Consider the following 15,550-nt stretch of genomic DNA (forward strand, 5'->3'; position numbering starts at 1 on the left):
GGTAGCTCTAGCCTTTGCCGTTATTCGATGGATTCAGCCGCTCGGGTGCAGTGTTAGCGAAATATCGTTCGAGGCGCCATCTTCGAAAATTCCAGGCCCGCCAATTACCCGGGAGCTTGAGGTAGTTGCGATCCGGGCTTGCCCGGTACGCCAGCGAAAGCGGCAGCGTACCCGGAAACTGCGACAGATGCGCTTCGACGGGAGGCAAGGTTTGCGCGCTGCCGAGCGATTCGAGGTATTTTATATCGAGGCTTGGTCCTGTGCCTCCGAGTTCTCGGCTGTGCTCGACATTATAGCTCGCGATCAGCCATGGCGCGTTGAGAAAGCAGCAAGCGTAGAGCACGAGCGCGAGCGAGATGGCGTTAGCGGAGAGCAGCCAGGAATTCGATTTCTTCCGCATGATCTGGATAAGGATCAGCACAAGCCCGGTTGCCACCAGCACCATCCAGATCAATGCCGCGAGTCTCAGATAGGTCAGCGAGAAAGCAGCAACGTAGAGATCGAGCCGGAAGATCGACGAGACGACGAGCAGGATGTTTTGGGCGACCCAAACCAGAACCAGAGGGCGGATCAGTTTGGAATTCTCCGCAGGCCCGCCTGGGCGCATCGCAACAAGCACGAAGGCGGCAGCCAGCAGCGCGGTCGCGATCAGCGGATAGGCGCCGCGATGGGCATATTCCGCGTGGCTCATGCCGTCGGGCAGGTTCGCACCGCCCCAGAGATAGGCAAGATCGAGCCCGCTCTGGAGCGCGAACAATGCGTTGAACAGGATCAGCGATCGTGACATCGCCTTCTCGCCCAAGAGGTAATCCAGATCGGAAGGCTCGACGGCGGCTGCGCTGCCCTCCGGCGGGAGCTGCCGAACCGGCTTGCTTTTGACGCGGCGACGAAGCAACGGCCAGACGGTGCAGACAATGAAGACCCAGAACACCAGCCGCCAGGATTCGAGGAATTCGAGCAACGGCCGTAGATCGATCCGCTTCAATTGATATTCAATCAGCGGATTTGCCGATGAGAACAGGCCAAGAAAGATCGCGAAGATGCTCAACGGAACGATCCAGGCGACGAGCGAGCCCAGCCATCCGGAAGTTCTTCGTTTCATGTGCCGGAGCGCGCGGATCACGTCGCCAACAAATTGAAATGGGCCGCGGAACGGCACCGTCGCGGCTTCAAATAGGTCCCGGTACCAGGATGAATTTTCGCCAGCCGTCATGACAATGACGAACATCGCGGTCGCGAGCATGCCAATCGTCACCGACAGCATGTCGACGTTTTCGATCAGCGCAGCCAGGCCGGCAACAAACACAGCGGTCATGACCATCCGAACAGGACGCGCGGCGCGGGTGCCATTGCATGCGACGGCAGTGACGCCGAGTACGCCGAGAAACAGTGCCAGCGAGACGCCGATTTCCCAACCAAAAAACAGCCAGTCGGCGAGCGCAGCGCAGCCGATGGCTGTGGCGAGCCGCGTGATGAGCGGATTGAAAGGCGCGCGTTCGAGATTGGTGGTGGCTGCGATCGACATGCTGCTACTTCTCTGGCCTGACGAGGGTGAGGTGCCTGACACCGGGTTTTGGATCGGGCGTGCGGCGCTTGGGGAAGACGGTCACGGTGGGGCGGGTGGGCTTCGATTCCAGCCACCAGCCGTCATTGAGCAGGCGTCGCGGCAGCCTGGAGCGCCGGAACTGAATGGTGATGACTTTCCCCATGCGCCCGACGATGGCTTGCGCGTTGGCAGCGCATTTGCTCAGGCCGTTCAGAATTTGCGGATTTTTGTGCAGATTTCGCGCAGACGCCGGGCGCGGCACTTCGCGCCCGTCGGGGGTGAAACGAGACCAGCTGAGGCGTATTTTCACAAATTCATGATCACTGACGAATGTTGACATTTATCAGTGAACACTTGATACTCCTCATGAGCCTGTTAGCCGGAGGAGAGATTGATGTTCGTCCGTTCCATTTTATCGGGTTATTCCAGACTGTTAGCCGGCATTTCGTTGGCTTTTCTGGCGATCGCGCTGACCGGCTGCGACGATACTGTCGCCCAAAAGGCCACCCCCGGCCGGCCGGTGCTGGTCGCCTCCGTGCATTATGAGGCGGAATCGCCGGAGCGCAGTTTCGTCGGCACCATCCGGCCCCGGATCGAGGCCGACATGGGTTTTCGCGTTCCCGGCAAGGTCGCCAAGCGCCTGGTTGAGGTCGGCCAGACGGTCGATCTCGGGCAACCGCTGGCGACCCTCGATGAAATCGATTTGAAGCTGCAGGCCGAACAGGCGGAAGCCGAATTCCGTGCCGCGACCGGCGTGCTGGCGCAGGCCGGTGCCGCCGAGCAGCGCGCCAAGGATCTGCGCGCCAAGGGCTGGGCCACCGACGCGCAACTGGATCAGGCGAAAGCGGCCGGCGACGAAGCCCGGGCCCGTCTCAATCGTGCCGAGCGTTCGGTCGATCTCACCAGGAACTCGCTTTCCTATGCCACGCTGGAGGCCGACTCCCGCGGCGTCGTCACCGCGACCCTGATCGAGCCGGGTCAGGTCGTGGCATCCGGGCAGACCGCGATCCGTGTCGCGCGCTTTGGGGAAAAGGAAGCTGTCGTCGCGGTTCCGGAGACGCTGCTCGGTCGCGCCAAGGATGGCGTGGCGACCGTCACGCTGTGGTCCGAGCCTGACAAGAAATATGCCGCGAAGCTGCGCGAAGTCGCGCCATCAGCCGATCCCGCGACGCGAACCTATCTTGCGAAGTTCTCGCTGCCCGGCGCCGACGACCGCGTCTCGCTCGGCATGACCGCGACGCTGACGCTGGCCGATCCCGCGACCGAGCGCGTGGCGCGGTTGCCGTTGTCGGCGCTGTTCAGCGAAGGCGGCGATCCCTCGTTCTACGTCGTCGATGACAAGGGCGAAGTCGCGTTGAAGCCGGTCGCCGTGAAATCCTACGAGAGTAATGACGTCGTCATATCCGGTGGCGTCGACGAAGGCGCGCAGGTCGTCACGCTCGGCGTGCAGAAGCTCGATCCGGCCCAGAAGGTCAGGGTCGTCTCGTCGCTGTCGTTTTGATCGGGGGAGAGTGAGATGAAATCGAGACTCGTTCGCGACTTCACCTCTCCCATCGGGAGAGGTCGGCGCGCAGCGCCGGGTAAGGGGTTACGCTTTATCCGAGGGACCGTACCCCCTTGTAACTCTGATCCTCTCCCCACGGGAGAGGGAGCACGCCGCCGTTGTGGCAACTCTTATCGTCGGTTCGGGCAGGGGAGAGTGAGATGAAGCGCTTCAATCTTTCGGGCTGGGCGGTCAGCCATCCCGCACTCATTCTGTTCTTGATCATCGCGCTCGGCGCCGCCGGCTTCTTTTCCTACCAGCATCTTGGCCGGGCGGAAGATCCGTTCTTCACGGTCAAGGTGGTCAACGTATCGGCGATCTGGCCCGGCGCGACCGCCGAAGAAATGCAGATGCAGGTCGCCGACCCGATCGAGAAGAAGCTGCAGGAACTGCCCTATTTCGAAAAGGTGCAGACCTATTCGAAACCATCCTTCACGGCGATGCAGGTCACCTTCAGGGACTCCACGCCGCCGAAAGACGTGCCGTACCTGTTTTATTTGCTGCGCAAGAAACTGGCTGACGTCCAGGGCGATCTCCCGACCGGCCTGCTTGGTCCCGTCGTCAACGACGAATTCAGCGATGTCGATTCCATCCTCTACATGATGACCGGCGATGGCGCCGATTATGCGCAGCTGAAGAAGGCCGCCGAAGGCATGCGGCAGCGGCTGTTGAAGGTGCCGGGAGTCACCAAGGTCGATCTCTACGGCATCCAGGACGAGAAGATCTATGTCGAGTTTTCGCATGCGAAGCTCGCGACGCTCGGGATCACGCCGCAGGTGCTGTTCGATTCGCTGGCCAAGCAGAACAATGTGGTGCCGGCCGGCACGGTGGAGACTTCGGCGCAACGCGTGCCGCTGCGCGTCACCGGCGCACTCGATGGCGCCAAGGCCGTCGCGGAGACGCCGGTCGAAAGCAACGGCCGGGTGTTCCGGCTCGGCGATATCGCGACCGTCACCCACGGCTATGTTGACCCGCCGAGTTTTGTGGTGCGCCAGAAGGGCAAGCCGGCGCTCGGCATCGGCGTGGTCACCGCCAAGGGCGCCAATATTCTCGAGCTCGGCAAGGACGTTTCCGACGCAACCGCGGAATTCATGAAGGCGGTGCCGCAGGGCATCAACGTCGAACAGATCGCCGACCAGCCGAAAGTGGTCGAGCACGCTGTCAGCGAATTCGTGCATTCGTTCGTCGAGGCGCTGGCGATCGTGCTGTTTGTCTCGTTCGTCGCACTGGGCTGGCGGACCGGCATCGTGGTGGCGCTGTCGGTGCCGCTGGTGCTGGCGATCGTCTTCATCGTCATGAATTCAATGTCGCTGGACCTGCACCGCATTACGCTGGGGGCGCTGATCATCGCGCTCGGGCTGTTGGTCGACGACGCCATCATCGCGGTCGAGATGATGGTGGTGAAGATGGAGCAGGGTTGGGACCGCGTCCGCGCGGCCTCCTTTGCCTGGGAATCCACCGCCTTCCCGATGCTGACGGGAACGCTGGTGACGGCGGCCGGCTTTCTTCCGATCGGCTTTGCCAATTCGGCGGTCGGCGAATATGCCGGCGGCATCTTCTGGATCGTGGCGATCGCGCTGGTCGCGTCCTGGTTCGTGGCGGTGATTTTCACGCCCTATATCGGCGTCAAATTGCTGCCGAATATCACCGTGCATCACAATCACGATCCGCACGCGGTGTATGAGACCCGCGTCTACCGCATTCTCCGCAGCATGATCCAGTGGTGCGTCGAGCACCGCATCAAGGTCGTGCTGGCGACGGTTGGTGTCTTCGCGCTGTCGATCGTGGCCTTCGGTCATGTGCAGCAGCAGTTCTTCCCGCTGTCCGAGCGGCCCGAATTGTTCCTGCAATTGCGCCTGCCGGAAGGCACAGCGATTGGCGTCACCCAGCAATCCGTGACGAAGGCCGAGGCGCTACTGAAGGACGACAAGGACATCTCGACCTACACCGCCTATGTCGGTCAGGGCTCTCCACGCTTCTGGCTCGGCCTCAATCCGCAACTGCCGGATGAATCCTTTGCCGAGATCGTGATCGTCGCCAAGGACGTCGAGGCGCGCGAACGAATCAAGGCGCGGCTGGAAAAGGCGGTCGGTGACGGCGTTCTGACCGAAGCGCGGGTGCGCGTCGATCGGTTCAATTTCGGCCCGCCGGTCGGCTTTCCCGTGCAATTCCGCGTGATCGGACCCGACACCAAAACCGTGCGCGAGATCGCCTATAAGGTGCGCGATGTGGTCAAGCAGAATCCCAACGTCAGGGATCCGCAACTCGACTGGAACGAGCAGTCGCCGTACCTGAAGCTGGTGGTCGATCAGGATCGCGCCCGCGCGCTCGGCCTGACCCCGCAGGATGTCTCGCAGGCGCTGAGCATGCTGATCTCAGGTGCGCCGGTGACCACCGTGCGCGACGGCATCGAGAAGGTCGAGGTGGTGGCACGCGCGGTGCCGTCCGAACGGCTCGATCTCGCCCATGTCGGCGATCTCACCATCACCTCGCGCAATGGCGTCGCCGTGCCGCTGCAACAGATCGCCAAGATCGAATACTCCCACGAGGAGCCGATCCTGTGGCGGCGCAACCGCGACATGGCGATCACGGTGCGCGCCGACGTCGCCGATGGCGTGCAGGCGCCTGACGTCACCAACCAGATCTGGCCGAAATTGCAGGAAATCCGCGACAGCCTGCAGCCGGCCTACCGGATCGAGGTGGGTGGCGCGATCGAGGAGTCGGCCAAGGGCAATGCCTCGATCTTCGTGCTGTTTCCGCTGATGGTCATTGTCATGCTGACCTTGCTGATGATCCAGTTGCAGAGCTTCTCACGGCTGTTTCTGGTGTTTCTCACCGCGCCGCTCGGCATTATCGGTGCGTCGCTGGGGTTGAATGTCGCGAACCAGCCGTTCGGCTTCGTGGCGCTGCTCGGACTGATCGCGCTGGCCGGCATGATCATGCGCAATGCGGTGATCCTGGTCGACCAGATCGAAACCGACGTGTCCCACGGCCTGACGCGCCGGGAGGCCATCGTCGAGGCCACCGTCCGCCGCGCCCGCCCGGTGGTGCTGACGGCGCTGGCTGCGATCCTGGCGATGATCCCGCTGTCGCGCTCGGCGTTCTGGGGACCGATGGCGATCACCATTATGGGGGGGTTGTTTGTTGCGACCTTCCTGACCTTGCTGTATCTGCCGGGCCTCTATGCATTGTGGTTTCGCAAGAGCCTTGAAGAAAGCGGTCCGAACGAACACATTGATCTTGCGCCGCAACATCATGATGGGTCACAGCCCGCATTTCCGCTTGCTGCGGCCGCGGAATAATTGAACATTGGTATCCGAATGACGCTGATCTCAGAACATGTCGAAACCGACACACGGGAGCGGATTCTCGTGGTGGCGGAGCGTCTTTTCCGCCAGATCGGCTACCAGAAGACCACGGTCGGGGATATCGCCAAAGAGCTGCGCATGAGCCCGGCGAACGTCTATCGCTTTTTCGATTCCAAGAAGGCGATCCACGAGGGCGTGGCGCGCGGCCTGATGGGCGGGGTCGAGGACGCGGCGCAGGTCATCGCAGGCAAGCGCGGATCGGCGGCTGCAAAACTGCGCGAACTCATGACGACGATCCACCGCATGAACTGCGAACGCTATGTCGGCGATTCCAAGCTGCATGAGATGGTCGAGATCGCGATGCAGGAGAGCTGGGAAGTCTGCGTCGCCCATATGGAGCGGGTCACCGAGACCATCGGTGCCGTCATCGCCGAGGGCGCCGCGTCAGGTGAGTTCGAGGTCGATGACGTGGTGGAGGCGGCGATGTGCGCCTGCACCGCGATGATGCGGTTTTTTCATCCGCAGATGATCGCGCAATGCGCCAACAAGCCGGGCCCCTCGCTCGACCAGATGATCGATTTTGTGCTCGCGGCGCTGACGCCGCATGCTAAAAAGAACTGAGTGTCGTCATTCCGGGATGGTGCGTCAGCACCAGACCCGGAATCTCGAGATTCCGGGTTCGATGCTCCGCATCACCCCGGAATGACGGTGGTGGTTGCCGAAGTCGGCGCAGCCTCGCGAATGGAAAAGGAAGATTGAGCGTGACCGAGAAGGATTTGCACTATTACGAGCCGGCGAACGGCCACGGCCTCAAGCATGATCCCTTCAACGCCATCATCGCGCCACGCCCGATCGGCTGGATCTCCTCTCGCGACACCAGGGGCAACGTCAATCTGGCGCCCTACAGCTTCTTCAACGGCTTCAATTACATTCCCCCCATCATCGGCTTTTCCTCGACGTCCTGGAAGGACAGCGTCGTCAACATCCAGGAGACCGGCGAGTTCGTCTGGAATCTCGCGACCATGGATCTGGCGAAGCAGATGAATGCCACGGCCGCGCATGTCGCGCGCCACGTGAACGAATTCGAAATCGCGGGCCTGACGGCGGCGCCGAGCCGGCTCGTCAACGTGCCCCGGGTCGCGGAAAGCCCGGTCTCGTTCGAATGCAAGCTGACGCAGATCATTCAGCTCCAGGGTGCTGACGGCAAGAAGGTGCAGGGCTGGCTCACGCTGGGTGAGGTCGTCGCCGTGCACATCGACAAGACCCTGATCAAGGATGGCGTCTACCAGACCGCGCTGGCCCGCCCCATCGTGCGCGCCGGCCGCAGGGGCGATTATTTCGAAATCAGGCCCGAGGCCATGTTCGAGATGGTACGGCCGGACTGAACGGCATTACCATAAGTCGCGTTGGTATCGCGTTTGTCGCGGAACTGTTGCGTTGCAGTGCCGTTATCAATTCCGCTTTACTCTCCATGCGAAGCATCAAGTGATTCTCGGTCTTTGCTGCTAGATTGAGCCGCTTTTTCTGCGAATGCGGGCCTTCCGGCCGCGCTGCTGTCTTGACCACGAGGACATCGCCATGAGCTCCTTTCGCCGCGACTTCATCACCAAGCCGATTTTTTCCTGGGCGCGCGGCGTGCTGCCGGCGATGTCGGATACCGAGCGCGAGGCGCTGGAGGCCGGCGATGTCTGGTGGGACGCCGATCTCTTCACCGGCAATCCCGACTGGTCGAAACTGCTCGCCAATGCGCCGGCGACGCTGACACCGGAAGAACAGGCCTTTCTCAACGGCCCGGTCGACGAGCTCTGCGCGATGCTCGACGACTGGAAGATCAACTGGGAATGGCGCGATCTGCCGCCGGAAGCCTGGGACTTCATCAAGCGACACAAATTCTTCGGCATGATCATCCCTGCGGAATTTGGCGGGCTTGGTTTCTCGCCCTATGCGCATTCCGAAGTGGTGCGGAAGATCTCGACGCGGTCGCTGGCGGCGGCCGTCACGGTGATGGTGCCGAATTCGCTCGGACCCGGCGAACTCCTGATGCGCTTTGGCACCAAGGAGCAGCAACAGACCTGGCTGCCCAAGCTTGCGGACGGGCGCGAGATTCCCTGCTTCGGATTGACCAGCCCGGAAGCGGGCTCCGACGCCGCCTCGATGATCGACAGCGGCATCATCTGCAAAGGCAATTTCGAGGGGCGCGAGGTGCTCGGCCTGCGTCTCAACTGGCACAAACGCTATATCACGCTGGGGCCGGTGGCGACGTTATTGGGTCTCGCCTTCAAGGCCTATGACCCCGATCATCTCGTCGGCTCGCAGGAAGAGCTCGGCATCACGGTGGCGCTGATCCCGACCCATCTGCCCGGCGTCGAGATCGGCCATCGTCATCTGCCCTCGATGCAGGTGTTTCAGAACGGCCCGAACTGGGGCCGCGACGTCTTTATTCCACTGGATTACATCATCGGCGGGCAGGAGCGCTTGGGTCAGGGCTGGAAGATGCTGATGACGGCGCTGGCCGCCGGACGCGGCATTTCGCTGCCGTCGCTGTCGGCCGCGGGCGCGGCCTATGCCGCGCGCACCACGGGCGCGTATGCGCGGATCCGCGAACAGTTCAATGTGCCGATCGGCAAATTCGAAGGCATCGAGGAGCCGCTCGCCCGGATCGCCGGCACCGCTTATTTGCTCGATGCGGCGCGGCGGCTGACCTGCGCGGCGCTCAACCAGGGCCATCATCCCGCGGTCATTTCAGGCATCATGAAGCTGCATGCCACCGAGCGGATGCGGATTGCGATCGACGACGCCATGGACATTCACGGCGGCAAGGCCGTGATCGACGGTCCGCAAAATTACTTGGGCAACCTCTATCGGTCGGTGCCGGTCGGCATCACGGTCGAGGGCGCTAATATTTTGACGCGCAATCTGATCGTGTTCGGGCAGGGCGCCATTCGCGCGCATCCTTATCTGCTGGACGAGATGAACGCCCTCGGCGAGCCGGACCACGCCAAGGGGCTGGACGCGTTCGACAAGGCGTTCTGGAAACATGTCGGTCACAGCATCACCACGCTGTTCCGGGCCTGGGGCCGGAGCTGGAGCGGCGGCATGTTCGCGCCCGCGCCCGACGCCGGCGAAGCGACCGAGTTCTATCGCCAGCTTTCGCGCTACTCCTCGGCGTTCGCGCTATGCGCCGACATGGCGCTGCTCACGCTCGGCGGCGCGCTGAAGCGCAAGGAAATGCTGTCGGCGCGGTTCGGCGATATCCTGTCTGAACTGTATTTGCTGTCGGCGGCCTTGAAGCGCTGGCAGGACGAAGGCCGTCAGCAGGCCGATTTCGTCGCGCTGGAATGGTGCATGGAAAGCGGCTTCAAGACCATCGAGCTGCGTTTTGCGGAAATTCTGGCGAATTTGCCGAACCGCGTTGTCGGCATCGTTCTGAAATTCCTGATCCAGCCGTTCGGCACCCGCGTACTCGGCCCGTCAGATCAAGTGATCCACCAATGCGCGCAGCTTCTGCTGGAACCATCGGCGGCCCGTGACCGGCTGACATCGGATCTCGCGCATGTCGATGACGATCGCGGCGTCGCGCGGCTGGAGAAGGCGTTCCTTCTGGTGACCGGGGCGGAGGATATCGCCAGGAAGATGCGTGCCGCCCGCCTTCGCGATTGGAACGAGGCGGTGAAAAAGGGCGTCATCACGCAAGCGGAGGGCGAAAAGCTCGCCGCCGCGCACGAAGCCGTCGCAAAAGTGATCGAAGTCGACGACTTCGCACCGGAAGCGATCTCGCCGATTTACAAGAAACCCGCCGACGTGCATCAGTTCTTCCAGGAGTTGGGTGAGCAGAGGGCGGCAGGCTGATGGCGCGACCGGTTTTTATCGTCGACGGCAGCCGGACGCCGTTCCTGAAAGCGCGCTCCGGACCCGGCCCGTTCACGCCGGTCGATCTTGCCGTGCAATGCGGCCGGCCGTTGCTCGCCCGGCAGCCCTTCGCGCCCAGCGCGTTCGATCAGGTCATTCTCGGCTGCGTCAACGTGATTGCCGACGAGATGAACCCGGCCCGTGTCGCTGCGCTGCGGCTCGGCATGGGCGAGGCGATGGTCGCATTCACGGTGCAGATCAATTGCGGCTCGGGCATGCAATCGATCGATACGGCGTATCGTTATATCCGCGAAGGCAACGCGAATCTGATCCTGGCCGGTGGTTCGGAAGCGCTGAGCTACGCGCCACTGGTATGGCCGCAGCAGGGCGTGCGCTGGTTCGCGGGCCTTGCCGGCGCCAAAGGCATCGGCGCCAAGATCATGGCGGCGTTGAAGGCGCGTCCTGCTTATTTCAAGCCGATCATCGGCCTGGAGCGCGGGCTGACCGATCCGATCACCGAACTGAATATGGGGCAGACCGCCGAAGTGGTTGGGCATCTGTTCGGCATTACGCGCGTGCAATCGGACGCCTATGCTGCCGAGAGCCACAAGCGGTTGGCCAACGCGCAGTCACAAGGCTGGCTGAAAGGCGAGGTCGAAACCGCCTTTGCGCGCGACGGCAAATTCTACGACCATGATGACGGCGTGCGCCCCGATTCCACGCCGGAGACATTGGCAAAGCTGAAGCCGGTGTTCGAGCGGCCGTGGGGCCAGGTCACTGCCGGCAACTCCTCGCAGATCACCGACGGCGCCTCATGGGTCATCCTGGCCTCGGAAGATGCGGTGGCCAAGCATGGCCTGACGCCAAAGGCTGCGATTCTCGATAGCCAATGGTCGGCGCTTGATCCCAGTATCATGGGGCTTGGTCCGGTGCTGTCGGCGACCGAGCTTCTGAAGCGCAACGATTTGACCTTGCAGGATATCGAGACCTGGGAATTGAACGAGGCGTTCGCGACCCAGGTGCTGGGATGCCTTGCCGCCTGGAATGATGAAAAATTCTGCCGCGAGATCCTCGGTCTCGAAGCGGCGGCCGGAGAAATCGATCAGGCCAGGCTCAACGTCGACGGCGGCGCGATCAGCCTTGGTCATCCCGTCGGCTGCAGCGGCAACCGCATCGTGTTGCATCTCGTCAACGCGATGAAACGGCTGGGCACCAAGCGCGGCATCGCCACCGAATGCATCGGCGGCGGGCAGGGCGGGGCCATGTTGATCGAAGCGGTATAAGGAACGGTCATGGATTCGAAAGTCATGGACGTCCTCAAAGATCGGGTGCTCGAACTCGGGCCTAAGGTCGCCGAGAGCGGACCCTATCGCAATTTCAAGCTGACGCATGACGGCGACGGTATCGCCTGGCTGCTGTTCGATCGCGAGGGCGCCAGCGCCAACACGCTGTCGTCAGATGTCATTGAAGAACTGGACCTCGTGCTGGCGGCATTGGAAAGCCAGCGCCCCTCGGGCGTGGTCGTCCGCTCGGCCAAGACATCCGGCTTCATCGCTGGCGCCGACGTCAACGAATTCCGTGGTGCGACCGATCCTCGCGTGGTGGAGACGGCGATCGGCCGCGCGCATGCGGCGATCGATCGTCTCGAAGCTTTGCGGATTCCGACCGTCGCGGTGATCCACGGCTTCTGCCTTGGCGGTGGTCTTGAAGTCGCACTCGCCTGCCAGTCGCGCATCGCGATCGACGGGGCAAGATTTGGTTTTCCGGAAGTGATGCTCGGCCTGCATCCCGGCCTCGGCGGCACCGCGCGTTTCACGCGACTGGTCAATCCGATGCAGGGGATGACGCTGATGCTGACCGGCAGAACCATCGACGCCCGCAAGGCCAAATCGCTGGGGCTGGTCGATGCGGTGACGCAGGAGCGGCATGTCCGCAACGCCGTCAAGGATGCGATCTTCGGCCGCTTGAAGCGCGCCCGGCCCGGCGTTCTGAATACGATCCTGAATTTCACGCCGGTGCGCGGCTTTCTCGGCTCACGGATGCGCTCGGAGGCGGAAAAGGCCGCACCGCATGAGCATTATCCCGCGCCTTACGCGCTGATCGACCTCTGGGAAAAACACGGCGGCGACAAGGCCTCGATGCTGAAGGCCGAGAAGGCCTCGTTCGCCGATCTGATGGTGACGCCGACGGCGCAAAACCTGATCCGGGTGTTCTTCCTGCGCGAGCAGATGAAGAAGCTCGCAGGGACCGGCAACAAGATCGGCCATGTGCACGTCATCGGCGCCGGCGCGATGGGCGGCGATATCGCGGCCTGGTGCGCCAATGAGGGCATGCGAGTCACGCTCGCCGACATGAAGGCAGAGCCGATTGCGGGCGCGATGAAACGCGCGGCGGATCTGTTCGGCAAGATCCTCCACAAACGCACCGATGTCCGTGACGCGCTGGACCGGCTCATTCCCGACCTGGACGGCGAGGGGGTCCGCAACGCCGACTTGATCATTGAAGCGGTGCCGGAAAAGCTCGAGCTGAAGCAGAAGGTCTATGCCGGGCTTGAACCGAAAATGAAGGCGGGCGCGATCCTCGCGACCAACACCTCGAGCATTCCGCTGCAAGACCTGCGCACGACGCTGCAAAAGCCCGAGCGGCTGGTCGGATTGCACTTCTTCAATCCGGTGTCGCGGCTGCAACTCGTCGAGGTCGTGAGCCACGATGGCAGCGATCAGCAGATCCTGAAGGAGGCGCTGGCTTTTGTCGGCGCCATCGATCGGCTGCCGCTGCCGATCAAGAGCTCGCCGGGCTTTCTCGTCAATCGCGCGCTGACGCCTTACATGCTGGAAGCGATGCTGTTGCTGGATGAGAAGATCGACAAGGTCACGATCGACGCGGCCGCGAGAAAGTTCGGCATGCCGGTGGGGCCAATCGAACTGGCCGATCAGGTCGGGCTCGATATCTGCCTCGATGTCGGCGACATGCTGCGCTCGAAATTCGGCGATTCGCTGCCGCCGACGCCGGCATGGCTCCGCGACAAGGTCGCCAACGGCGAACTCGGCCGCAAGACCGGCAAAGGCTTCTATGTCTGGAAGGACGGCAAGGCCGACAAAGGCTCCGGTCCATCGTCAGAGGCGCAGCCTTCGGCTGACATAACCGATCGCCTGATCCTGCCGATGTCGAACGTCTGCGTCGCGTGCCTGCGCGAAGGCATCGTCGACAACGCCGACGTGGTCGATGGCGCCATGATCTTCGGCACCGGCTATGCGCCGTTTCGCGGCGGTCCGCTGAATTATGCCAGAACCCGCGGCCCCGAAAACGTGGTGTCGGCGCTGCGTGCGCTGGCGGCGAAATTCGGCGACCGGTTCACGCCGGATGCCGGCTGGGATAGTTTCAAATAGCTATTTCAAGAAACGATTCGACGGGCCCCTGATATGACCGACACGCAAGCCGTTCACGCTCCGCTGAATAACGAAACGGAGCCGTGCGGCGATCTCTGCATCCGCACGCTGGCGATGCCGGCCGACACCAACGCGAACGGCGACATTTTCGGCGGCTGGCTGCTCAGCCAGATGGACCTCGGCGGCGGCGTGTTCGCCTCCAAGATCGCGAAATCCAGGACCGTGACGGTCGCGATCGAAGCGATGAACTTTCGCAAGCCCGTGTTCGTCGGCGATCTGGTTTCCGTGCATGCCAATCTGGTCAAGATCGGCAAGACCTCGATCACGGTCCGTCTGGAGGCTTGGGTTTTGCGCCGCAAGGAGATAAAGTCGATCCTGGTGACGGACGGCAATTTTACCTACGTCTCGATCGACGATCAGGGCCACCCGCAGATCATCAAGCAGGACGGCGCGCCGCTTTCGGCGTAGGCGTATCGTCCGGTGGCAACTAGCGCAGCCGTCATCACCCGCGAAAGCGGGTGATCCAGTATTCCAGAAACGTCAGTGATCGATCGAAAGGCCGCAGCGTACTGGATACCCCGCTTTCGCGGGGTATGACGGCCGGGTAGTGTCTCAGTTTGAATAAGACACTACCAACGGACATCCTTGTCTGCGGAACCTTTGATCACCGTCTCCGTTGTATGCCCGGACTGAGGAACAGAGACCGGGCCATGTCAGACAATTACATCATCGAAGTCGGCTCGCAGCCGGCGGGTATCGTCGTGCGCGATTCCGAGGGTTATCGCTTCTTCGCGGCTTCCCCCCGCTTCAACCGGATGGAAGGTCAGGTTTTTCGCAACGCACGCGAGGCCGAGCGTGCCGCCATTCGCCTTGCCAATGGCGGCATGACGATCGCGGCGTAGGACGGATAGCCTCTTAACGCTGATCCGACGTCGAGCGGTTCAAGCCGCTGCAATATGACTCGCGTGCGTTGACCGGACGCGAGAACCGCCGCACCATGGGGCACATTTTTTGCCTGAGGTGTGCTGTGGCTGGTCTATCCCACCGTCAATCCGAAATTCTCAACATCGCCCGCGCCTCCGGCCGGGTGACCGTGGAAGATCTCGCGCGGCGTTTCGAGGTTTCGGCGCAGACCATTCGCAAGGATTTGAACGATCTGTGCGATCAACGTTCGCTCACGCGGATTCACGGCGGCGCGATCATCGCGTCAGGTGTTGAGAATCTCGCCTATGAAGCCCGCCGGTTCGTGGCGGCCGACGAAAAGAGAGCGATCGGTGCCGCCGCGGCGTCGCGGATTCCCAACGGCTGCTCGCTTTTCATCAACATCGGCACCACGACCGAAGAGGTTGCCAGCGCGCTGACCTCGCATGAGGACCTTCTGGTTATCACCAACAACCTCAATGTCGCGATGCTGCTGTATCGGCTTCCACGCATCGAGGTCATCGTCGCGGGCGGCGCCGTGCGCCGCGCCGACGGTGCCGTGATCGGCTCGACTGCGATCAGCCTGATCGGCCAGTTCAAGGTCGACTACGCCATCATCGGCGCCTCCGCGATCGACGAGGAGGGCGCGTTGCTGGATTTCGATTATCGTGAGGTCCAGGCGGCGCAGGCGATCATCGCCAATGCGCGCAGCGTGATGCTGGTCGCCGACTCAACCAAGCTGCGGCGCAGTGCCCCGGTCCGGATCGCCCATATCAGCCAGATCCAGACCTTCGTCACGGACGCGGCGCTGCCGCCGCGGCTTGCCAATATCTGCCACTCCCGCGGCATCGAGGTGGTCGAGGCGATGCCGGGAGCCACCCCTGATATCGACGAACCCGTTGGCGAACCGGTTCCGGCCACTGTCCCCACGAAATAGTTCCCTTTTCGGTTGCTTTCGTATTTGGTTGTGATTTAATCAAAACCGAAAGCGAAA

The 15,550-nt window shown here is 62.3% G+C and carries 12 protein-coding genes; 10 read left to right on the forward strand and 2 right to left on the reverse strand.

Annotation, left to right across the window (positions count from 1 at the left end; all coding sequences use genetic code 11):
- Window positions 1–7 precede the first annotated feature (7 nt).
- Window positions 8–1,525 carry a DUF4153 domain-containing protein gene (locus BLV09_RS32455; RefSeq protein WP_146690310.1) on the reverse strand — a complete coding sequence of 506 codons (1,518 nt, stop codon included), beginning with the start codon at window positions 1,523–1,525 and terminating at the stop codon, window positions 8–10.
- 4 nt (window positions 1,526–1,529) lie between these two features.
- On the reverse strand, window positions 1,530–1,886 hold the full coding sequence (locus BLV09_RS32460) for a hypothetical protein (protein WP_146690311.1): 357 nt from the start codon (window positions 1,884–1,886) through the stop codon (window positions 1,530–1,532).
- A gap of 54 nt (window positions 1,887–1,940) precedes the next feature.
- On the opposite strand from BLV09_RS32460, the gene BLV09_RS32465 reads away from it, so the two are divergent.
- The 10 genes from BLV09_RS32465 to BLV09_RS32510 all read left to right on the forward strand — a co-directional run bounded on the left by BLV09_RS32465 (window position 1,941) and on the right by BLV09_RS32510 (window position 15,493).
- Window positions 1,941–3,047, forward strand: a complete 1,107-nt coding sequence (locus BLV09_RS32465) for an efflux RND transporter periplasmic adaptor subunit (RefSeq protein WP_146690312.1) — start codon at window positions 1,941–1,943, stop codon at window positions 3,045–3,047.
- Window positions 3,048–3,250: 203 nt separating this feature from the next.
- The gene (locus tag BLV09_RS32470; RefSeq protein WP_146690313.1) at window positions 3,251–6,391 is read left to right on the forward strand and encodes an efflux RND transporter permease subunit; all 3,141 of its coding nucleotides are present in this window, start codon (window positions 3,251–3,253) and stop codon (window positions 6,389–6,391) included.
- Window positions 6,392–6,409: 18 nt separating this feature from the next.
- The gene (locus tag BLV09_RS32475) at window positions 6,410–7,018 is read left to right on the forward strand and encodes a TetR/AcrR family transcriptional regulator (RefSeq protein ID WP_100386280.1); all 609 of its coding nucleotides are present in this window, start codon (window positions 6,410–6,412) and stop codon (window positions 7,016–7,018) included.
- Window positions 7,019–7,158: 140 nt separating this feature from the next.
- Window positions 7,159–7,782 (forward strand): flavin reductase family protein, encoded by a 624-nt coding sequence (locus BLV09_RS32480; protein ID WP_167558958.1) that lies wholly within the window; start codon window positions 7,159–7,161, stop codon window positions 7,780–7,782.
- A 193-nt stretch (window positions 7,783–7,975) separates the two neighbouring features.
- Complete coding sequence (locus BLV09_RS32485) at window positions 7,976–10,246, forward strand: acyl-CoA dehydrogenase (protein WP_146690315.1); 2,271 nt, start codon at window positions 7,976–7,978, stop codon at window positions 10,244–10,246.
- On the forward strand, window positions 10,246–11,529 hold the full coding sequence (locus BLV09_RS32490) for an acetyl-CoA C-acetyltransferase (RefSeq protein WP_146690316.1): 1,284 nt from the start codon (window positions 10,246–10,248) through the stop codon (window positions 11,527–11,529). The genes BLV09_RS32485 and BLV09_RS32490 overlap by 1 nt, the downstream gene beginning before the upstream one ends.
- 9 nt (window positions 11,530–11,538) lie before the next feature.
- Window positions 11,539–13,635 (forward strand): 3-hydroxyacyl-CoA dehydrogenase NAD-binding domain-containing protein, encoded by a 2,097-nt coding sequence (locus BLV09_RS32495; RefSeq protein ID WP_146690317.1) that lies wholly within the window; start codon window positions 11,539–11,541, stop codon window positions 13,633–13,635.
- 33 nt (window positions 13,636–13,668) lie between these two features.
- On the forward strand, window positions 13,669–14,103 hold the full coding sequence (locus tag BLV09_RS32500; RefSeq protein WP_146690318.1) for an acyl-CoA thioesterase: 435 nt from the start codon (window positions 13,669–13,671) through the stop codon (window positions 14,101–14,103).
- 242 nt (window positions 14,104–14,345) lie between these two features.
- Window positions 14,346–14,537, forward strand: coding sequence for a hypothetical protein (locus tag BLV09_RS32505; protein ID WP_100386285.1), 192 nt, complete (start codon window positions 14,346–14,348; stop codon window positions 14,535–14,537).
- Window positions 14,538–14,662: 125 nt separating this feature from the next.
- A complete protein-coding gene (locus BLV09_RS32510; RefSeq protein ID WP_146690319.1) occupies window positions 14,663–15,493 on the forward strand; it encodes a DeoR/GlpR family DNA-binding transcription regulator in 831 nt (276 codons plus the stop codon).
- Window positions 15,494–15,550: the final 57 nt, after the last annotated feature.

This window comes from Bradyrhizobium canariense, assembly GCF_900105125.1.
GTDB lineage: Bacteria > Pseudomonadota > Alphaproteobacteria > Rhizobiales > Xanthobacteraceae > Bradyrhizobium > Bradyrhizobium canariense_A.